Origin of the sequence: Undibacterium paludis, from assembly GCF_022568815.1 — a bacterium.
GTDB lineage: Bacteria > Pseudomonadota > Gammaproteobacteria > Burkholderiales > Burkholderiaceae_D > Undibacterium.
Map to the genome: position 1 here is coordinate 378,866 of NZ_JAKZHX010000002.1, position 20,296 is coordinate 399,161.

General features: G+C 49.0%; 17 protein-coding genes. 7 read left to right on the forward strand and 10 right to left on the reverse strand.

From position 1 onward, the window contains the following. Positions 1 to 19: 19 nt before the first annotated feature. The gene (locus LZ463_RS06245) at positions 20 to 1,366 is read right to left on the reverse strand and encodes an MdtA/MuxA family multidrug efflux RND transporter periplasmic adaptor subunit (protein WP_241454746.1); all 1,347 of its coding nucleotides are present in this window, start codon (positions 1,364 to 1,366) and stop codon (positions 20 to 22) included. 483 nt (positions 1,367 to 1,849) lie between these two features. Here LZ463_RS06245 and LZ463_RS06250 point away from each other — a divergent pair, with 483 nt between their 5' ends. From LZ463_RS06250 to LZ463_RS06265, 4 genes are all read left to right on the forward strand, one after another. After that, positions 1,850 to 2,848 (forward strand): lipase family protein, encoded by a 999-nt coding sequence (locus tag LZ463_RS06250; protein WP_241454747.1) that lies wholly within the window; start codon positions 1,850 to 1,852, stop codon positions 2,846 to 2,848. Positions 2,849 to 2,932: 84 nt separating this feature from the next. After that, positions 2,933 to 3,283, forward strand: coding sequence for a hypothetical protein (locus tag LZ463_RS06255; RefSeq protein WP_241454748.1), 351 nt, complete (start codon positions 2,933 to 2,935; stop codon positions 3,281 to 3,283). Positions 3,284 to 3,521: 238 nt separating this feature from the next. Then, entirely contained in the window at positions 3,522 to 3,977 is a 456-nt protein-coding gene (locus tag LZ463_RS06260) for a cache domain-containing protein (RefSeq protein WP_241454749.1), read from the forward strand. Between the two features lie 830 nt (positions 3,978 to 4,807). Further along, positions 4,808 to 5,539, forward strand: a complete 732-nt coding sequence (locus LZ463_RS06265) for a FliH/SctL family protein (protein WP_241454750.1) — start codon at positions 4,808 to 4,810, stop codon at positions 5,537 to 5,539. 34 nt (positions 5,540 to 5,573) lie between these two features. Here the strand turns inward: LZ463_RS06265 and LZ463_RS06270 are convergent, their stop codons facing one another. Together LZ463_RS06270 and LZ463_RS06275 are read right to left on the reverse strand one after the other, a co-directional pair. Beyond that, complete coding sequence (locus LZ463_RS06270) at positions 5,574 to 5,810, reverse strand: hypothetical protein (protein ID WP_241454751.1); 237 nt, start codon at positions 5,808 to 5,810, stop codon at positions 5,574 to 5,576. A gap of 304 nt (positions 5,811 to 6,114) precedes the next feature. Beyond that, positions 6,115 to 7,134: a DNA-binding protein gene (locus LZ463_RS06275; protein WP_241454752.1), complete on the reverse strand. Its 1,020-nt coding sequence runs from the start codon at positions 7,132 to 7,134 to the stop codon at positions 6,115 to 6,117. A gap of 204 nt (positions 7,135 to 7,338) precedes the next feature. On the opposite strand from LZ463_RS06275, the gene LZ463_RS06280 reads away from it, so the two are divergent. The 3 genes from LZ463_RS06280 to LZ463_RS06290 all read left to right on the forward strand — a co-directional run bounded on the left by LZ463_RS06280 (position 7,339) and on the right by LZ463_RS06290 (position 10,338). Beyond that, positions 7,339 to 8,322, forward strand: coding sequence for a site-specific integrase (locus LZ463_RS06280; protein WP_241454753.1), 984 nt, complete (start codon positions 7,339 to 7,341; stop codon positions 8,320 to 8,322). Positions 8,323 to 8,378: 56 nt separating this feature from the next. Further along, positions 8,379 to 8,831: an HAD domain-containing protein gene (locus tag LZ463_RS06285; protein ID WP_241454754.1), complete on the forward strand. Its 453-nt coding sequence runs from the start codon at positions 8,379 to 8,381 to the stop codon at positions 8,829 to 8,831. Positions 8,832 to 9,087: 256 nt separating this feature from the next. Continuing rightward, the gene (locus LZ463_RS06290) at positions 9,088 to 10,338 is read left to right on the forward strand and encodes a hypothetical protein (protein WP_241454755.1); all 1,251 of its coding nucleotides are present in this window, start codon (positions 9,088 to 9,090) and stop codon (positions 10,336 to 10,338) included. 276 nt (positions 10,339 to 10,614) lie between these two features. On the opposite strand, the gene LZ463_RS06295 is transcribed toward LZ463_RS06290, so the two are convergent. From LZ463_RS06295 to LZ463_RS06325, 7 genes are all read right to left on the reverse strand, one after another. Continuing rightward, on the reverse strand, positions 10,615 to 10,863 hold the full coding sequence (locus LZ463_RS06295) for a hypothetical protein (protein WP_241454756.1): 249 nt from the start codon (positions 10,861 to 10,863) through the stop codon (positions 10,615 to 10,617). A gap of 63 nt (positions 10,864 to 10,926) precedes the next feature. Continuing rightward, positions 10,927 to 11,280 (reverse strand): hypothetical protein, encoded by a 354-nt coding sequence (locus LZ463_RS06300; protein WP_241454757.1) that lies wholly within the window; start codon positions 11,278 to 11,280, stop codon positions 10,927 to 10,929. Next, positions 11,267 to 14,443: an efflux RND transporter permease subunit gene (locus tag LZ463_RS06305; protein ID WP_241454758.1), complete on the reverse strand. Its 3,177-nt coding sequence runs from the start codon at positions 14,441 to 14,443 to the stop codon at positions 11,267 to 11,269. The genes LZ463_RS06300 and LZ463_RS06305 overlap by 14 nt, the downstream gene beginning before the upstream one ends. Continuing rightward, positions 14,440 to 16,020, reverse strand: a complete 1,581-nt coding sequence (locus LZ463_RS06310) for an efflux RND transporter periplasmic adaptor subunit (RefSeq protein WP_241454759.1) — start codon at positions 16,018 to 16,020, stop codon at positions 14,440 to 14,442. Before LZ463_RS06310 ends, LZ463_RS06305 begins: the two co-directional genes overlap by 4 nt. Next, complete coding sequence (locus LZ463_RS06315; protein ID WP_241454760.1) at positions 16,017 to 17,363, reverse strand: TolC family protein; 1,347 nt, start codon at positions 17,361 to 17,363, stop codon at positions 16,017 to 16,019. Before LZ463_RS06315 ends, LZ463_RS06310 begins: the two co-directional genes overlap by 4 nt. Before the next feature lie 76 nt (positions 17,364 to 17,439). Then, entirely contained in the window at positions 17,440 to 17,979 is a 540-nt protein-coding gene (locus tag LZ463_RS06320) for a hypothetical protein (RefSeq protein ID WP_241454761.1), read from the reverse strand. Further along, entirely contained in the window at positions 17,972 to 20,296 is a 2,325-nt protein-coding gene (locus LZ463_RS06325; RefSeq protein ID WP_241454762.1) for a heavy metal translocating P-type ATPase, read from the reverse strand. Before LZ463_RS06325 ends, LZ463_RS06320 begins: the two co-directional genes overlap by 8 nt.

A 20,296-nucleotide genomic window follows, 5' to 3' on the forward strand; every position in this document is an offset into this window, starting at 1 on the left:
TAAGCGCCTTGGCCTGCCTTTATTTTCTGGCTTCGGCAGCCGACGCTTGAGCCGGTACCGACGCGGACGCAGAAGCAGATCCAGGCACGGATGCCGCCCCCGCTGCAGAAGCAGAGCCGGAAGCACCACCACCTTTATGTCGCCGGCCACTACGCGGCTCATCACCTGCACCTGGCCTGGCACTGGCGGCAATGACTTCCACCTTGCCACCGTCGCGCAAACGGTCTGCACCATCGGTGACCAGTTGCTCACCGGGTTTCAATTCTCCTTTTACACCTACCCAGTCGCCATCCGTCGCCAGCGTCGTTACCGGTCTCAGAGCAACCACACCACCCTCACCCACCACATACACAAAATTACCCATGGCACCACGCTGGACAGCCGCTGTTGGCACGGCCAGGGCGTCTTTCATGGTATCAAGCTGCAGGCGCACATTGACAAACTGATTCGGGAAAAGAGCATTATCCTTATTGGCAAACAAGGCCTTGACACGTATGGTGCCGGTGGTCACATCAATAGTGTTATCGGTGTTGGCGACACTGCCTTCAGCCAGCATGCTTTTTTGTTCCCTGTCCCAGGCTTCAACGCGCAGTGGTACGGCATTTTTCAATTGCTGACGCAATTTATCCAGACGTGCATCAGGGACGGCAAACACTATCGCAGCCGGTTGGGTCTGGGTAATTGTCACCAGACCATTCGTGTCTGAACTGTGCACAATATTACCAAGATCAGCCTGTTTCAGACCAGCCAGCCCGGCAATTGGCGCCACCACACGGGTATAGCTGAGCTGCAGTTTCGCATTATCCACCGCCGCCTGATCTGACAAGACCGTACCGTGCAATTGCTGCACCAGGGCCTCTTGCGTATCCATTTGCTGTTTAGGCGCAGCCTGTTTTTCAACCAGGTCGCGATAGCGTTGCAAATCTATTTCTGCGTTTTTCAGTTGTGCCTGGTCACGTGCCAGAGTACCCTGCGCCTGCGACAAGGCAATCTGGAAAGACCGCGGGTCTATCTGCGCCAGCACCTGCCCCGCCTGCACTGGTTGGCCTTCTTTAAAGTAAATGGCCTTCAACTCTCCGTCAGCCTTAGTCCGCACAATCGCCGTGTTGACAGCAGCAATATTGCCAATGGCATTGACGATAAGGCGTATATCACGCTTTTGCGCAGCCACAACCGTCACCGGCTGCACCCGGTTGGGATTGGCGCCATTACGACCGCCCCCCTGCCTGGCGCCACCGGTGCTGGCACTGGCCGAGGCACCGTCCACTGGCGCACGATGCGTATACCACCAGGCCACACCTGCCCCTGCCACAGCCAGGATCAACACGATTACTGCCGTCTTACGCGTCATCAATTTTGATGCCATTGCACTTACCCTCAACGTCAAATCGGATTCAGTCAATGTCCGTAGCGCATGCAGGATAGCGCTGGCAAAGGACCAACAGCAGCATGAGAACTGACTACTAATTTGCCACTAATTTGCCGACAAGCATTTGTTGCAGACATTTCTATTTGTGCGCATTGTTGCATGAGAACGAGATAAAAAAGCGCACAGGTGCCTTACATTTACAATATGTCACAGGCAACTATTTGTAATGTTTTTATTTGCCAGTACCTGTACCGTATAACCAGGCTTGGTGTTTGACCAGTTACCAGGCGCAACTGACTGGGCATCGGGATGCTTGTTAATCATTTTAAAAATATTCCCCCAATCAATACAATGCGTCTACGTACGGTGTAAAGATGCCGACCCAATATTGTCTTTTTCTTTACCATCGCTTATATTGACAAATTGAAAATCAAATCTGACTGACCGGTCACGGGCAAACACAAAAATCGGGAGAATCACATGGGTACAACGATAGGCAATGCATCCGATCCCAACCCTGGGTTGGCGATGACACTTGCCACCGTAGCGTACTGCAGCGACCCGGCAACCACGCTGGCCGACATGGATAATGGCTGGAGTGCGGTCTGGGTAGCCAGTACCGACATCAACGGCAACATCGCCTTTATCGCCTGCAATGGCGGTTCACAATATGTAGTCGCCATACGTGGCTCGCTCCTGAACTTCAGCTGGCAGGCTTTCGATAACTGGTTCAAGCAAGACCTCAATGTCTACGACCAGACTGCCTGGAACTATCCAAACAGTGCAGCCTTGCCGATGATCTCAAAGGGCTCTTCCGATGGCTTGAACGACCTGATCCAGCTCGTCGATATCAACGGACAAACCATGTATCAATACCTGACAGCAAACGCCATTGGCACCGACATTTCCATCGGTGTAGTCGGCCATAGCCTGGGCGGCAACCTGGCCAGTGTTTATGCGCCGTGGCTGCTGTACCAGCTCCAGCAAAATAAGATCACCCCTCCCGCATCATTCCCTGTGCTGACTTTCGCCGCCCCCACCGCTGGCAACCAGGCCTTCGCCGATGCCTACGACAACAGCTTCCCAAATTCATGGCGCTACTACAATGAAATTGACCTGGTGCCGATGGCGTCCAATTCGCTGCTCTTTGCCGCCCTGCTCTATTCACCAGCGCCAGAAGCCAGCAGCATAGAAACCACCGTCAACCACCTGCCTGTCACCCTGGCAGAAGCCATCGCAGCCATCGCTGCTGCAATCGCACTCAGGGAAAAACACTACAACTCGTATTACACGCAGACCAATCAAACAACTGGCAGCATAGCCCTGAACACGACAAAAGCACTCCATACCGTCGACACCAGCAAACCACTGATAGACCAATGGTTTGACCAGATTGCAGCGCAGCATATACAAAGCAATTATCTGTCGTTGCTCAATGCCAGTCCTGTCAGTTGCTCAACGACAGCCCTTTCACAGTGAAGCTGATTTTGATTTAAAGAGGCGCAGTGGAGCCCCCGATTTTTGACAATCACCTGTCGCCTCTATAATAACGAAGCCTGAAAGATGAAACTCAAACTTGCATTCATGGCTTTTGCCCTGCCCTGCTCTATGGCATTTGCGCAGCAAGCCTATAAATCACCGGTAGCAGCTGCCCTTTCTTGCCGTAGCTATTTAAAAGCGAACAACAGGCAAGCGAACGCTGCTTTGGAACAAGTATACGGATACATCTTCGAATACAACAACTCTGGCACGTCCGACATATTTGTTCCACCGAAGCCGTATACTTTCAAACTGGATCTGGATAAATTCTGTCGAAACAATCCGCAAAAATCGATACAAGACGCCGCAACGACATTCATCACTGATTTGGACAACCGAAAAACCAGAGTAATTGAACCTGATACAAATCAGTAATTGAGCTTATGTCTTGATACCTAAAAAAATGAACCTCTCAGGCAAGCAACATCAGCAATTGAACAGCCAGATAACTGAAAAGTACCCGTGAGTGACTAAAAAACAGCACATGAAGCATGAATTGCTGAGAACACCTGGAAGATTCTTTCACAGGCGATATACTCATCTCTACCTTCAACCACTGACTAACGAGTGATTTGAAGTACTTCCAGAACAGTAATGCCTACAGGAGCACATCATGAGAAAATTATTTTCCTTCGTGTTTTTCGCAATACTGGCAATCAGCCTGCCGGCACATGCAGCCACTGAAAACAGCACGCCCGAGCAAGCGCAAGCCATGGTAAAAAAAGCGATCGCCTACTACAAAACCAATGGCAAGGAAAAAGCCCTGGCCGCCGTCAACGACACAGCAGGCCCATTCAATGAAAGGGATTTATATGTCGTCGCGTATGACTTGAATGGCTCAGTACTGGCACATGGCGCCAACAAAAAACTTGTCGGCAAAAACATCATTGACATGCAAGATGTCGATGGCGTCATGGTCATGAAAGAACAACTGCTGGCAGGCAAAGGCAAAAACGGCGGCTGGGTTAATTACAAATGGCCACACCCCATCACAAAAAACCTGACACCAAAATCAATGTACAACGAAGTCGTCGACGACATCATGTTTGCCTGCGGTGTCTATAAATAGCCTCTCAAGGCTGATCAGGTGTATTAGTTTCGATTTGACTGGCCAGCGGCCAGGTGATGTGCTGAAGATGATTGAGGAGGATATACATGACGGCGCTCTGCACGTGAAACAGGGGAAGATCCAGAAATTTTTCCGTATCATGCTGGACAATGCCGGTGTGCGCTCTTAGCTGGGTATTGCCATCGACAAGATACTTGCCAGGCCACACCGAATCAATAAATCTTATATTGTGACAACAGAGCAAGATCAGCCATTGAACAAATGGACCTTGCGCACACGTTTTGAAAGAGCCAGGTCATCTGCGGCCGAGAAGCCCAGGAGCAGCGGCAATGCAAATCTTGCTACAAGAATTGAAGAGTTTCAGTTTAGGGACATCCGCTCCAAAGCGGCCGGCGAGATATCTAATTTGTAAGATGCCAGTAAACTACTTGGTCATAATGATAAACAGATCACAGAAAACGTGTACAGGCGTATAGATGAGGCGAAAAAAACCACTCAATACAGATCACAGAACTGATTTATTAGAGCAACACCGCCCCTTAATACATGCTTGGGCGGATTTTCTTGGAAGCTCATCTGGAATGGTTCAAATGGGTTGAAAATCCTTGTTTCAGTGGTTTGGTTCGTTTACTTAATCAGATATTGCATAAAGACTCATTGACTCGACACCCGCCGGAGAATGGATTGCTAGAATATTATTTATTAGGCTGGCAAAATTCGCACTTTCAACACATCGTTGAATCAGCAACTTGGCCGTGAATGAGTTTTGAAATTTGCGCCAAATGCACAGCAAGCGTATTATTTGAATATAGAATTTAATAGGCAACACCATGGCATCAATAATTCGTTCCGCAACTCTGTCTGGCCATAAGCGCACATTGGCTACGCGAGCGTCCAAAGTCAAAGCAACCGCCAATAGTGATATGCTGCCTGCAGTCAAAGTGCCCACCCCCTCGTCTGAGCCAGAATCCCCACCAAATGCCAGTTCAGCAAATAACGTAGCTGATCTTGTTGAGCAGGCGCGCCTTTCCATACTCGCACAGATCAAAGATGAAGCTGAGGCAGCTCGAGAACTTGGACGTCAACGTGGAATGCGTGAAGGGCATCAGGCAGGTCTGGAGGCTGCAAAAGCTGAATTTGTTGCTGAATTTAATCGTATCAAGTCAATTACAGACAAATTGCCAATAGCTATTGAAACTGGAATTAAAGGGATCGAAGATCTGGCAGTAGCCATAGCATTTGAATCCATATGTAAAATCCTTGGGAATACTGTTGTTACTTTGGAGGGAGTGCAAGGATTGGTGCGACAAGTGGCTCAAAGAGTAAGTGCCAAGGAAAAACTCATTGTGAGACTTCACCCTTCTGACTTCAAAATTCTTGAGAGCGGTGGTGTTTTCGAAGTCTCTCCGCCAAATCAATCTATGGAGCAGGTAAGCTGGAAGGCAGACACAGATATTGAACTAGGTGGCTGTATTATTGAAACCCCGGTTGGTGATCTTGATGCAAGACTTGAGACTCAATTAGAAAATTTGCGTTTGACTCTGTTGTCTTCGCGAAGATAAGCATTTTTTAAAATTTACAAGCTCAATTTTACTTCTACAATATTTCTGGGTCTGCGCTCCCCTCCAGCAAATCAGCAACGGCCTTATCTATAACTGCCAAAATTTGTGGGTCTGCTTCCATCGTATCCTGGATATCACTGACCATTTGATAAAATGCCGGATCGTTGATCAGGTTTTCTCCCAGCTCACTTAACAGCACAGATTCCAAAAAAATTCTGAAAGCTTTTTTCCCTTTTTTGGGATCATCAGGCTTAATTTTTTTGACTCTCAAGGAGGGTTGGCCGGGATTGCGGTTTTTTTCGCCAAAAGATGTTTAACTCATTGATTTAAAATAGAAATTGGTTAAATTAAATTTGCTTATTCTTCCCTCAAATGTAGAATTAGCCTGGAACGCCTTTTACATTTCAATCATCGAGCCGCGTACTGCACTTGGTCATCACACCAATTACAAGAGGCAAGTCTCGCGGTTGCGTGGTACTTGGCAAGTTGCTTGCTAACTGTTCTGCTGCGCGTCGTGGCGCAAATTATGCAGCCTGCAGCTCTTTGGTCGTGCGGCCAACGTACGGGTAATTAATTTAGTGCGGTTTCGCATTCAAGAAAGTTTTAAATTCATCCATCATGCGTTGCTGAGCATCAAGCTTGGCACTGGCCGTGGCCAACTCCAATTGCAAACTGCTTACGTGCGTATCCAATGCCTTATTTTGAGCCAAGGAGTCAGCATGCTGTTTCTGTAAGTCAGTGATCAGTGCAGTCTTCTCTGTTATTTGGGCTTCCAACTGGGTGGCACGTTGTGCGATCGAGCGTTGGGCATCCAGGTCATTCTGCGCCTTGCGACTTTGATTTTTCTCTTCATATAACGACTTCTGCGCTTGGGAAAGCTCTGCAACCAGCCTTGCTCCATCCTGGTTGAGTTGTGTCACTTCACTCTGCTTCAGCACCAGGCTCTGTTGCAAATGACGCAGTTCAGCCTGCAGTTGCTGAACTTGTTGCTCATGGCGCCGGATATCCTGATCACGTTGCTCTTTGACGGATGATCTGTAGTGCTCCAGGGCATCCCGCGCATGATTGTGCTTTTCTTCCAAGGATTGCCTATGTGTTTCATTCTCCACCAAGCGGTCCTTCAGATCCGTCACTTGCTGCGCCAAAGTATGTCTGGCGATGGATTCACTCTGCATTGCTTCCCTGGTTTGCTCGTGGGATTGGATTTCTTGCTTGATCGCGGCGATGGTGAGGTCAAGTTTTTCTTGAATGGCAGCGTTTTTTGCCATCAGTGCTGCAATTTCTGACTCATGCAGGTGATCTTTCTCGCTATGCCGCGCCTCCAGTTCGGCAATGCGATTGCTTGCCTCTACTTCCAGTTGCACTGCCAGTCGTGCCACCAGGTCCTGCAATGCTTCGCTGATGGAAGTTTTCCGGTCAACGTTACCGCCATTTTCTTCTTCGAGTTCCTTCAGGTACTTGTGAATAGTGGTCTTGGAGCCAGTATTGCCCAGGGCTATTCTCACAGCATCGACAGAGGGATGGCGCCCCTGTGCCAGCAGGCTATTGCGCGCTTTTTCGACTTCCGACTTATACAACCCGGTTCTGGCCATCATTTACTCCATCAAATATAATAATGTATTACGTACCATGTAATTACATACTAAATAATCTTTAAATTCAAGAAATAATTTCTTATATTTAAATGCCGGATAAGTAAGTCTTATCCAGTGTTATAACCAAAAAGACGGTAAAATCAACACAATATTTGATACGGATCCAATTTACCCTGTGATCTCAAAATCTGCGGGATAAACAGCATGAGCAAAATCGATCACTACCTCCATGCCGGCACGCGAGACAATACCCGCGCTGCCTATCAATCGGCCGTGAGGCACTACGAAATTGAATGGGGTGGCTTCTTACCTGCCACAACCGAAAACATTGCCCAGTACCTGGTAGACCATGCCGAAAAGCTAGCTGTCAACACATTGCGTCAACGCCTCGCAGCATTGGCGCGATGGCACATAGACCAGGGATTCCCTGATCCAACAAAATCCCCCTTGGTCAAGAAAGTCCTGCGCGGCATCCAACGAGAGCATCCAGCCCAGGAAAAACAGGCCAAGCCATTTCAGCTTGAGCAGCTTGGCATCGTTGACCGCTGGCTAGAGCAGGCGATTAACACTGCAGATGCATCGGGCGACCGCGCCGCAAAATTAAGACATACCCGGAATCGCGCCCTGTTGCTGCTTGGCTTTTGGAGGGGATTCCGGGGTGATGAGCTGACCCGTCTTCAGGTGGAATACATCGAAGTCACTCCTGGTCAGGGCATGAGTTTTTTCTTGCCACATACAAAAGGTGATCGCCAGAATAGAGGCGTGACATTTAAAGCTCCTGCACTGAATCAGTTCTGCCCGGTTGCTGCATATGTAGCTTGGAAGCAATTGGCCGAACTTGAATCCGGGCCAGTATTTAGGTCAGTCAACCGCTGGGGGCAAATTGGGGATCAGGGGCTTCATATGGATAGCTTAATTCCCTTGCTACGTACAATATTTAAAGATGCCAGTGTCATTGACTCTGATAACTACTCAGCTCACTCCTTGAGACGCGGATTCGCGAACTGGGCAACCGGAAATGGCTGGGATCTGAAAACATTAATGGAGTATGTAGGCTGGAAAAGTGTGCAAAGCGCTATACGCTATGTTGATGCCGTTGATCCATTTGCGCGATACAGAATTGCATCTGGCCTGCCAACAGCACCTCTAGAAGCGCCAAAGATTGAAAACAAATTGGGCTCTGAATGACGTACAATTCTGAAAATATCTACCGGATCAAATTTTTATAGCGAACTCAATCAGCGATGATCTTGTTTTTGGACTTTGATGGGGTTTTGCACCCAGAGCCTTGCTACGACGACGGGCAGCTTTTTTCTCGCTTGCCTCGCCTAGAAAATGTCTTACGGGATTTTCCAGCGGTACAAGTCGTGATCTCCAGCACCTGGAGAGATAAATACTCTCTTTCCGAACTCAGGACCTTTTTCTCTGTAGACATAGCGGTCAGAATTATCGACGTCACGCCAGCCTGGCAGGATATCCCTGAAATTGTTGATACTATGGGATATCAACGACATGCAGAGATTGAAGGCTGGCTAAGACGATCAGGAAAACCTTGGTTCCCCTGGTTAGCCATTGACGATAAATCATATCTTTTTAGGCCTTTTTTGAAGAATCTGATCAAAACGAATTCTTTGATTGGGTTTGATGAAGAAGCTGAAAATCGACTACGGCAAAGCTTGAGTTTCACTTCAAAGTAGTTCGCTCTTCCAATAATGCGGCCTAGCCATCAGGAATGCTTGTTCATTTTAAAAAAGTAATTGCTCATTTCTGGTCAAGAAGATATTCTAGAGTTGTAGCCCAAAGTGATCCCACTCCCGCTCCCTTCGAGGAACCTAAGCCGGTGATGCCATCTTGGTAAAAGAGTCAAAAGCCACCGTAAGGTGGCTTTTGACTTTAACAACGCTTGGCAGACAAATTACACGCTCTGCAAGCCACACCTTTTGGAATTTTCTTGTGACTGCAAATCTGATCGCTCGCTATAAAACAGACCCCGAATCAGTCTACAACACCTGGTTCATTGGCGGCGAACAAAGGATGAAGGCGTTCCGGGCAATACGCCGGGGGGTGAAAGATACTGTTGATGCCATTGCAGCCGGTAGCTTTGGCAATGATTTTAAGGGCTCTCCCTTAGAAATCGTCTTGGCCGCCATTACCGAGCAAAAGCAGGTATTTGAAGGAGCTGCCCACCCTTTTTACTGGAAACCCAAGCTGCGTATCCCGGATATTTACGAAAATACGCAGAATCAGCAAAAATTTGGCGCTTTCTTGAACGCCTGCCTAAATGCAACGCGTGAAGATCAGGTTTTGGATGAGATGAGTCTCTTGGCAGATGCAAACATTAAAGGTTTAGGCCCTTCGGTAGCGACCATCGTCTATTTTTTACATCCGACACTGGTGCCGCCGTTCAATACAGCTATCGTGAACGGTTTTAATGCATTATTCGACGCCAAGCAGAAATTAGGCTCCTGGCAAAGCTATTTGTCGATGCGTGAGACAATAGTGCAAGCCAACGCTACCCATCGGAGCTTGCTGTCCAAGGACTTGGGTGCATTCGCCGGATTGCTGTTCGAACTTGGTAGCGGCAGATTGATCATTGAAAATAATGTTGACAATGTTCTGAAGGATCTACAAGAAAAAGCGGAGAAAGCTGCGGCTCGTCGCCATAGCCAGGTTGTAGAGGAACACAAGGAAGAATCCGAACATACGCAAGTGCAGCATATGCTAATCAAAATAGGCCGGGCTTTGAAATACCAGGTATTTGTGGCACGTAATGACCGTCATCGCTCTTGTCACGGTGAGGCATTTTCTCAACTCACGATTGAGCAATTGCCTCCATTGGAGGTCCCATCAGAGGTGATGGATACCATTAGCCTCATTGACGTTTTGTGGATAGACCCCAAAACCTCCAAGATCGCGTGTGCTTTTGAAGTGGAAAAAAGTACTTCAATTTATTCTGGTATCCTGAGGATGAAGGATTTGGCTCACTCAATCCCATCAGATGATTGCCACTACTATCTAGTAGCACCAAATAAGCGTCAGCAGGAAGTCATGGCGCAAATCAACCGCCCAGCCTTTCGTGGAGACTCAGCTGATTTGTCTTTGGGATATTTACCATTTGACATTCTGAGGCAACATTGTGATGCCATGTGCCTGTTGGGGGAAAATCATTTTATTCTGAAGAAGCTGGCACAATTTAGCTTCTGAATGGAATGCATGTTATCTCAGCGTGAATAATTTGATTACCTCCACGCTGAATCTGAATCGAACAAACCAAATAAACCAGACGGAAAAAATCGCGGCAACTTGTCACCAGCGAATTGTACATAGGCTTGCTGATAGCAACATCCCTTGAAGTGAAGGGATAAGGTTGAAGGAACGACTATCTTTTATTCAGATAGCCTCACATTGTCGGAGAAAGGCAGTAGTAGCCAAATTAGCAGCGACTTGCACGATGTGTGACAAGCCGCTGACAAGTTTCACTCAGTTTTTCGATTTTTTCTTCATTTCGTCACAGTCTTTCATCATTTGTTTTTCCTTCGCATCTGCCTCTGTCTGTGTAGGATTGCTACTGGTAACAGGTTGATTCACCAGAGTAGACGCCTGATGACTTAAGCGTAGTGCCCTTGCTTTGCGCGCCAGTTCAAGCATCTGGAAATCAGGGCCTGCGACGGCTGATAGCGAGGTCGCGATAATTGCGCCGCTGATCAGCGCTTTAAATAAATGTTTCATGATAATGTCCCTCTATATGCCTAAAACGAGAATGTTATTGCTGTGTATCGGTCATTCAAATTTCTAATTCCGCCAACAACAAAACCTCAATCTCAGTGCAATGCCTTTCCAGTCCTGTATTCTCAAATTCCAGAGTCTAGTAATCTGAAGTTGCTCTTCCTCTTTGATCAGGAACAGCAAGTTGGAACCAGACAGTTCGATCAATTTCATTTTGTCTGGTGCCGTGATAACGTAGCAAGCAGGACATGGCAAGCAATCTGCTCCCAATCGCTGGGGCTGCGTCACCTCTGCCTTCATTGCAATCTGGATCGGTTGCGCGAATGCGCTGCCTTGAAACAATGTCGCAGCCAAAATTAACCATCGCAAGATGGCGACAAATTGGCTGGAGCCGGTCAGATTTTGATTAGACTGGTTCATTTGCATTCTTTTCGGATGTTGGAACTTCCTGGGGTTTATTGCGTAATTGCCTTCTACGCAACAACAAATACACTGCTGGCACAACAAACATCGACAGCAAAGGTGCAGTGATCATGCCTCCCACCATAGGCGCAGCAATACGTTTCATGACTTCCGAACCAGTACCCGTCCCGAGCATGATGGGAATCAGGCCGGCAATGATGACAGCGACCGTCATCGCCTTTGGCCGGACCCGTAACACAGCCCCTTCACAAATGGCATCAAATAAATCTTGCTCGCTGTTTTTTCCATGGACGACGCGCTCTTCCCAAGCATGCTTCAGGTACAAGAGCATGATGACGCCGAATTCCGCGGAAACTCCGGCTAATGCAATAAAACCTACACCGCTTGCGACAGAGAGATTGTGGCTCAATGCCCACAGCAACCATATCCCACCAGCCAATGCAAATGGAAGGGTCGCCATGATTAATGCAGCTTCATCAACACGCTTGAAGGTCATGTACAACAGCACGAAGATGATCAGCAAAGTAGCCGGTACAACGATTTTCAATTTGGCTGCCGCACGCTCCAGATACTCGAATTGACCAGACCAAGCAATCGAATAACCGGCTGGCAACTTGACCTCCCTGGTAACGACTTCCTGCATTTCTCGTACCGTTGAACTGAGATCACGATCACGGATATCGACGTACACCCATCCAGACAGGCGCGCATTTTCACTCTTGAGCATGGGGGGGCCATCATTGACGCGTATTTCAGCGACATCACCCAGGCGGATTTGTGCGCCACGCTCTGTCAGTACCGGCAGTTGTCTCAGTTTCTCAACAGAATCACGTACTTCGCGGGGATAGCGGACGTTGATGGGGAAGCGTTGTAAGCCCTCTATGGTTTCACCGATGTTATCGCCACCAATTGCAGCGGACACAATACTTTGTACATCCGCGATATTGAGACCGTAACGAGCCGCGACATCCCTGTTGATATCAACGTCGATATAGCGTCCGCCATTGAGTCTTTCTGCCAAAGCTGAAGATACACCTGTCACCTTTTTGACCGCACGCTCAATATCACCGGTAATCCGGTCTATTTCTTTCAAGCTAGTACCCGCTACTTTTACGCCCACAGGACTCTTGATACCGGTTGCCAGCATATCGATGCGATTTCGGATAGGCGGCACCCAGATATTAGATAGACCAGGAACTTTGACGATGCGATCCAGTTCCTCTACCAGCTTGTCGGTCGTCATCCCAGGCCGCCATTGGTCACGTGGTTTGAATTGTATTGTGGTCTCGAACATTTCCAGGGGGGCCGGATCAGTCGCACTTTCAGCACGACCTGCCTTACCAAATACACTTTTCACCTCGGGGACAGTCTTGATTAACCTGTCGGTCTGCTGGAGTAATTCTGAAACTTTACCTGCACCGATGCCTGGTAGCGCTGACGGCATATAGAGCAAATCACCTTCATCCAGTGGCGGCATGAATTCACCACCAAGTCGTGCCATTGGCCACACAGTTACTACAGCAATCAACCCTGCGACCAGCAAAGCGGTTTTCGGGAAACGTAGCACCACGTTGAGTAAAGGCCGGTATATCGCTATCAGGAAGCGATTCAGGGGATTCTTTTGTTCATCCGGTATCTTGCCCCGTATCAGGTAGCCCATTAATACCGGTATCAGGGTCACTGCTAGGCCAGCAGCAGCCGCCATGGCATAAGTCTTGGTAAAGGCCAGCGGAGAAAACAAGCGTCCTTCTTGAGCCTCCAGGGTAAAGACAGGAATAAACGACAAGACAATGATGAGTAATGAGAAAAACAGGGCAGGCCCCACCTCAGCAGCAGCATCGCCGATTACCCGCCAATGTGTTTCTCCCTGAAGTTTTTCACCGGGATGCGTATGGTTCCACGCCTCAATGTGCTTGTGGGCATTCTCTATCATGACCACTGCCGCATCAACCATTGCACCTACTGCAATGGCAATCCCGCCCAGCGACATGATATTGGCATTCACGCCTTGGTAATACATGACGATGAAGGCCATCAGTATGCCAATTGGCAAAGTAACGATGGCGACTAACGCTGAGCGCAGATGGAACAGGAAGATGGCGCAGACAATGGCGACAACAATAAATTCTTCTATTAATTTTTCTTGCAGGTTCTTGACGGCACGATTGATTAGATTGGATCGGTCATAGGTAGTGACGATCTCCACACCTGCGGGAAGACTGGCTTTGAGCTTTGCCAGTTTGACCTTGACTGCATCGATGGTTTCCAAAGCGTTCTTGCCGGATCGCATGACAATTACGCCGCCAGCGACTTCCCCTTCACCGTTCAGGTCAGCGATACCGCGCCGCATTTCAGGCCCGATCTGTATTCTGGCCACGTCGCCCAAACGCACTGATACACCGGCATCTGTGGTCATCAATGGTATTTTACGGAAATCATCCAAAGATTTCAGGTAGCCAGATGCACGCACCATGTACTCAGCTTCGCCCAGTTCCAGTACTGAGCCACCGGTTTCCTGATTGGCTTTCTGCACAGCCTCAATGATTTTTCCATGCGGGATGTTGTAGGCGCGCATCTTGTCCGGATCGAGCTGTATCTGATACTGGCGTACCATGCCGCCTATGCTGGCTACCTCAGACACATTCGGCACTGATTTCAGTTCGTACTTCAGGAACCAGTCCTGGAATGCCCGTAATTGCGATAAATCCATCTTGCCACTGCGGTCCACCAGGGCATATTCGTACACCCAGCCGACACCGGTAGCATCCGGGCCGAGTGAAGCTTTTGCCTGTGGCGGCAAGCGAGACTGTACCTGATTGAGATATTCCAGTACGCGGGAACGTGCCCAGTACATATCAGTGCCATCTTCAAACAATACGTAAACGAAAGAATCCCCAAAGAATGAATAACCGCGCACCGTCTTGGCACCCGGTACGGACAGCATGGTCGTCGTCAAAGGATAGGTGATCTGGTTTTCGACAATTTGTGGTGCCTGGCCGGGGTAACTTGTACGGATGATGACTTGTACATCCGATAGATCAGGAATCGCATCAAGCGGTGTACGCGACAAAGACCAGATACCCCAGGCCGTCATCATCAGCGTAGCCAGCAGCACCAAAAAGCGGTTGGCAATTGACCAGCGTATTAGTTTGGCCATCATTTTTTTTCTCCTGCAGACGACGAGGGCATATTCATCGTGTCGTTCATCGCATTAGACGATGGATTGGTCTTAGGTGTTTCAGCCGTTGGTGAAATAGAGGTAATCTGGTACATACCGTCCTTGGTTTGGCGTATGTCAAAAATTACCCTGTCGCCAACGCTGACGTTTGCAGGCAAACCATTCGATGGTAGCTTGAAGCCCATCGTCATCGCTCCCCATTTCAGGGACGGTATAGGATCATGAGATAGTGTGATTTCGCTCTTATCTATGTTTTCGACTTTGCCACTACCGTGGTGTGTCGCTGCGGTAGCTTTGTCGGCATTGACCGCTGGCGCATCCCCCATGCGCGTCCCTGTACCTTTCAGGCTAGCCTCGGAGTCGATCAGAAATTGCCCGGATACCACGACTTTTTGTCCGGCTTCCAGGCCTTTAATGATTTCAGTTTGTCCATTTGCCTCTGTACCGGTTTCGACATCAACGGCCATGAATTTACCATCGCCTTGTGCGACCATCACCACGGCGCGAGTGCCAGTCTGGATGACAGCCTCGGTGGGTACTTGCAAGATATCTTTGCGGGCCTCAGAACTGAATCTCAAATTGGCAAACATGCCTGGTACCAGTTGACCGGATGGATTCGCCAATTCGATACGTGCTTTCAGAGTACGGGTAGCGACGTCGATCTGGGGAAGAATGGCACTGACCTTGCCTTTGAAAATAATGCCTGGCAAGGACGGAGTGCGCGCTTCAACGGCATTGCCTGTGCGTACCTGGGCGGCTAGATTTTCTGGGATGTCGGCATTGACCCAGACGGTGCCAAGACCATTGATACGAAATAAGGGGGCACCTGTCATGACGGTCATACCTTCGCGTACAGACAACTCTGCGACTACTCCGCTGACCGGAGCCGTAATAGTGATGCGTGAATGTACCTTGCCACTGGCCTCGACTGTACGTATTTGATCATCACTCATCCCCACCAGACGCATGCGTTGCTTTGCCCCGTCCGTTAAGCCAGCAATGCCGCTGACCTGCATGCGTTTCACCGTCAGGTATTCTTCCTGAGCAGCAACCCAATCTGGCACATATAGCTCAGCCAGTGCCTGTCCTTTCTTGACTGTATCGAGAGGAGCGCGTACGTGGAGTTTTTCGACAAAACCATTGCTGCGTGCCTGAACCAGAGCGACATCGCGTTCGTTATAAGCCACACTACCGACCGCCACAACAGCCGATGTTAGGTTACTGCGTGTCACTTCAGCAATGCGTATACCAAGGTTTTGTTGTACACGAGGACTAACGTTGACCGAACCTTCATCGCCGCCATCGGCATAAACAGGTACCAATTGCATGTCCATAAAAGGAGATTTACCCGGTTTATCAAATTTTTGACCAGGAACCATAGGGTCATGCCAATACAGCGCTTTTTTTGCATCCGCATCCGAACTTGTTGTTGATACACTCGCTTGCGACTTGTCAGATACTTGTATTCCCTGGCTGAGACCGAGGCGATAAAAACCATAGCCACTACCAGTAAGCACGCCAGCAGTAACCAGAGCAATGAGGATTTTTTTATTGTTCATGGCAGATCCTTGTTGGTAGATAGGGTTGGATAAGTTGCTTGCACGTCGACGGGAAGCAGGAAATTGAGTTGTGCCCATAAACGGGCTGTATCTGCTTGTAGCTGCAAGGCTTGCAGTCGTACATCAGTTTCGTTACGGCGTGCCACCAACACATCACTCAGGCTGGACTTGCCGCCGCGATAGGCTCCCAAAGTGACTTGAGTGCGCTCTTTTGCGAGCGGTATCAATTCGCGCATATAGCGAGCGCTGCGCTCCAGATTACTTTGCCATTCCTCTATCATCGCCCTGGTTTCGGCGACATGGGCACGCAATATTTCGTCGCGTTCAGCCTTGGCCTGTTCGAGCATCGCCAGCTTGGAGGACAACTCACGATCCTGGCGATTCTTTTGATCCCACTGAAAAGGTACAGATATGCCAATCGATACCATGTTTGAATAAGCTGGCCCTCTCTGTTGGAAAGCGACTTCAATGCTCCAGTCGGGCTTTTTGTTGGCTTCAGCTAACTTCGCCTCAGTTTCAGCAATTTCCGTTTGCCTGGTTAATACTGAAATTTGAGGGTGGTGGGCAAGCGACTTGTCCAGTGCTGATAAATCCAGCCGGATATTCTCGATACTGGGCTCACCCGCCAATGGAAGTTCTGAATCCCCCCCAGTCCAACGGTTTAACATCGTCTTGGCAGTACGCACTTTGCGCTGGATTTCACTGTAACGATCATCCACCATGCTTAACGCGCTACGGGCGACGAAGATATCTGCCTGACTACCTCGACCAGCTCGGTAATTACTCTCGGCTGCCTCAATTTCAAGTTTGGCCTGGCTGGATTGTTCTGCGACTACAGCAGCCATACGCTCGGCGTAATACCGATCAAGCCACGAGATAGCAGTATCGCGCTGGATAGCGGCAATCGCACTGATTTTCTCCGCCTGGGACTTGTCGGCCAGGCGGTCATAGCGCTCCGTCCGTAATTGGCGTTTATCATTTCTGGTCAACTCTTGCATGACGCCGATGCGGCGCATGGTCATGAAATCGCTGGTCAGGCTGCCACGGTCAGGACCGCTGACTGGCAGGTTATCGATTCCGGCTTTCACTATTGGATCAGGCAACTGACCGGCAGCGACTGCCATTTCGCGGGAAGCAGTCACTGCCATGTCCTGTGCGATCAATTGACGAGAACGGGCAACTGCTAATTGTTGGGCATAGTTCAAAGTCAGCGGGGACTCTCTAGCGAGGGCAAAGTGTGGCGTTACCCCAAAGACAGTCGCTACAACAACTGCGACTAGGGGCAGGAAATCAAGTTTTGTTTTACTGCGCACAAATATGGGCGCATGGATTGAAAAAGACATGGAGCCTCCAGATAGCAAGAAACGGCACTTCCGTCAATGCGACGTAAAAGTGACAGATTAAGCGAATCGGAAGAGGTTAAATGCGGAGACAGCAGTTGCGAATAGCAATAGGTGGTGCTGTGGCTCGCGTCAGGTACAAGGGAAAGGCTTGCTGATCTTGCAGAAAAGCATCAATATCTATCTGTTGAAGCGTTAGCGTCAACCCGGTCAGTACGAAGGGTTGGACATCAGGCACTTGCGGCTTATCTAACGATTGTTTCGCATAGGGTTCTTCAGCATGCACATGGCACAATGCTGGTTGCTCTTTGTCCATGCCAGCACAGTCAGCCATTGCAGCAGCGCCGCTATCTCCTGATAAACCGGGCGTTGCACTACCCATCGCATGACCTGGACATACGTATGACGCTACGGCAAGCTGCATGAACAGCATGCTGAAGAGTGCGATCAACGCAGTGAACAAGCGATGTGGCCGGGATAATTTCACGTAATTATTGCATTCAATTAATATAAAAAAAACAAAATGAATCAGGAAATGAGTGAACAAAACCAATTTCCTAACCTTATTATAGTTGCCTTTGCTATATATTTCCTTGATCATTCTCAAATAGTTAAGCATCTACATCACGTGTTCTCAGCCGCAGCGCGTTGCCTATAACAGAAGCCGAGCTCAAACTCATCGCTATAGCAGCTATCAGTGGTGAGAGTAACCAGCCAGTCATCGGGTACAAGACACCGGCTGCAACAGGAATACCCAAACCGTTATATAGGAAGGCAAATAATAAATTTTGCTTCATATTGCCAACGGTCGCATCCGACAATAAACGCGCAATAGAAATACCGCGCAAATCACCTTTGACCAAGGTAACTTGGGCACTGTTCATCGCTACATCAGTACCAGTTCCCATGGCAATGCCGACATTGGCCTTGGCCAGTGCTGGCGCGTCGTTAATCCCGTCTCCAGCCATGGCAACGATGCGGCCTTCCTTTTGCAGACGTTCAACCAGCAATAGTTTGTCTTGTGGTTTTACCTCACCAAAAACTTCATCTAGGCCAAGATGGCTACCAACAGCTTTAGCCGTGGTCAGACCGTCACCCGTTGCCATCATGATGCGTACGCCTGATGCTTTAAGCGCTGTCAGTGCTTCAGGAGTACTCTTCTTGATCGTGTCTGACACCGCAAGCAGTCCTGCCAATTGATTGTCTACAGCCAGATACATGACGCTTGCACCCTCAGCACGAAGATCTTCAGCCTGCGTCATCAAGCCTTGCACTTGCACACCCAATTGTTCCATGAGTGTAGTGTTCCCCAACGCGATCTCACGACTGTTGATCGTTCCACGCACACCAATACCGGAGCCGGATTCAAAATTTCCTGGTTTATCCAGTATTAATCCACGTTCACGTGCAGCCCGGACTATGGCATCTGCCAAGGGATGCTCGCTACCCTGATCAAGGCTAGCCGCCAAACGCAACACTTCTTCCTCCTGGTACCCAGAAAACGGAATCGCTTTATCAAATGCTGGACGCCCCTCTGTCAGGGTACCGGTCTTGTCAACAATAAGTGTATCGATCTTGCGTAAGTTTTCTATCGCTGCCGCATCCCGGAATAACACACCTTGCGTGGCACCACGACCAGTTGCGACCATAATGGACATTGGTGTCGCCAGACCCAAGGCGCAGGGGCACGCAATGATCAATACTGAAACAGCATTGATTAGTCCAAAAACCCAGCGCGGCTCTGGCCCCCACAGTCCCCAGGCAAAGAAAGTCAAGATGGCAATGGCAATCACTGTCATCACGAAGTATCCGGCAACAACATCTGCCATTCTCTGCATCGGCGCTTTTGAGCGCTGTGCCTGAGCAACCATCTGAACAATTTGTGCCAGCATGGTGGCAGAGCCTACCCGTTCAGAACGCATGACCAAGGCACCATTGGTATTTAAGGTGGCACCAATGACTTTATCGCCAACCCGTTTAGTCACAGGGACAGGTTCTCCAGTAAGCATGGATTCGTCAACGGCGCTACTTCCCTCTGTCACGCTACCATCGACCGGAACTTTTTCGCCAGGGCGAATACGCAATAAATCTCCGACATGAACATTAGCAAGAGGTATGTCTTCGTCGTTTCCATCCGCATTGATGCGTCGTGCAGTCTTGGGAGAAAGACCTAGCAAGGATTTGATCGCTGCCGAAGTCTGCGAGCGGGCTTTCAATTCCAGTACTTGCCCCAGTAAAGTCAACGAAATAATCACTGCTGCCGCTTCAAAATACACGGCGACACGTCCCATGGAGATAAACGACTCAGGAAATACTTGTGGGATGAGTGTCGCGACCACACTATAGATGAAAGCCGCACCGGTTCCCAAGCTGATCAACGTCCACATATTTGGGCTACGGTGCAACACAGATTGCCAACCTCGAGTGAAGAAAGGCCATCCTGCCCACAAGACGATGGGTGATGCAATAGCCATTTCCACCCAGCTCTGCGCAGACATCTGCATCAAGTGAAGTGATTCTCCAAACATGGCAAGAATAAAAACAACCACCGTCAGAGGTAGAGTCCACCAGAACCGGTGCTGAAAACCCTTTAATTCAGGATTCTCATCTGCTTCAAGTTCCGGGATCAGTGGCTCCAGGGTCATGCCACACTTAGGACAATTGCCCGGATGATCTTGTCGTATTTCAGGGTGCATGGGACAAGTGTAGATGGTTCCGGGAGGCCGGTCTTCCACGGTGACTGAAGTAGTTTTAGGCAAAATATATTTGCCAGGCTCTGCATTAAATTTGCTATGGCACTTGCTACTGCAAAAATAATACATTTTTGAGTCACGTAGCTCTTTATGTTCGGACTGTTCGGTGACGGTCATGCCGCATACAGGATCTTTTAAGTCCGTGTCTTTCACAGAAATTGGTGCAGTCACAGTATCACTCAT

Coding starts and splice junctions, on each gene's coding strand:
- LZ463_RS06305 (WP_241454758.1), bottom strand. CDS start 14,443: ATGATGGCCAAACTAATACGCTGGTCAATTGCCAACCGCTTTTTGGTG.
- LZ463_RS06300 (WP_241454757.1), bottom strand. CDS start 11,280: ATGAACCAGTCTAATCAAAATCTGACCGGCTCCAGCCAATTTGTCGCC.
- LZ463_RS06280 (WP_241454753.1), top strand. CDS start 7,339: ATGAGCAAAATCGATCACTACCTCCATGCCGGCACGCGAGACAATACC.
- LZ463_RS06250 (WP_241454747.1), top strand. CDS start 1,850: ATGGGTACAACGATAGGCAATGCATCCGATCCCAACCCTGGGTTGGCG.
- LZ463_RS06265 (WP_241454750.1), top strand. CDS start 4,808: ATGGCATCAATAATTCGTTCCGCAACTCTGTCTGGCCATAAGCGCACA.
- LZ463_RS06275 (WP_241454752.1), bottom strand. CDS start 7,134: ATGATGGCCAGAACCGGGTTGTATAAGTCGGAAGTCGAAAAAGCGCGC.
- LZ463_RS06315 (WP_241454760.1), bottom strand. CDS start 17,363: ATGTCTTTTTCAATCCATGCGCCCATATTTGTGCGCAGTAAAACAAAA.
- LZ463_RS06310 (WP_241454759.1), bottom strand. CDS start 16,020: ATGAACAATAAAAAAATCCTCATTGCTCTGGTTACTGCTGGCGTGCTT.
- LZ463_RS06320 (WP_241454761.1), bottom strand. CDS start 17,979: ATGCTTAACTATTTGAGAATGATCAAGGAAATATATAGCAAAGGCAAC.
- LZ463_RS06325 (WP_241454762.1), bottom strand. CDS start 20,296: ATGAGTGATACTGTGACTGCACCAATTTCTGTGAAAGACACGGACTTA.
- LZ463_RS06295 (WP_241454756.1), bottom strand. CDS start 10,863: ATGAAACATTTATTTAAAGCGCTGATCAGCGGCGCAATTATCGCGACC.
- LZ463_RS06255 (WP_241454748.1), top strand. CDS start 2,933: ATGAAACTCAAACTTGCATTCATGGCTTTTGCCCTGCCCTGCTCTATG.
- LZ463_RS06285 (WP_241454754.1), top strand. CDS start 8,379: ATGATCTTGTTTTTGGACTTTGATGGGGTTTTGCACCCAGAGCCTTGC.
- LZ463_RS06260 (WP_241454749.1), top strand. CDS start 3,522: ATGAGAAAATTATTTTCCTTCGTGTTTTTCGCAATACTGGCAATCAGC.
- LZ463_RS06245 (WP_241454746.1), bottom strand. CDS start 1,366: ATGGCATCAAAATTGATGACGCGTAAGACGGCAGTAATCGTGTTGATC.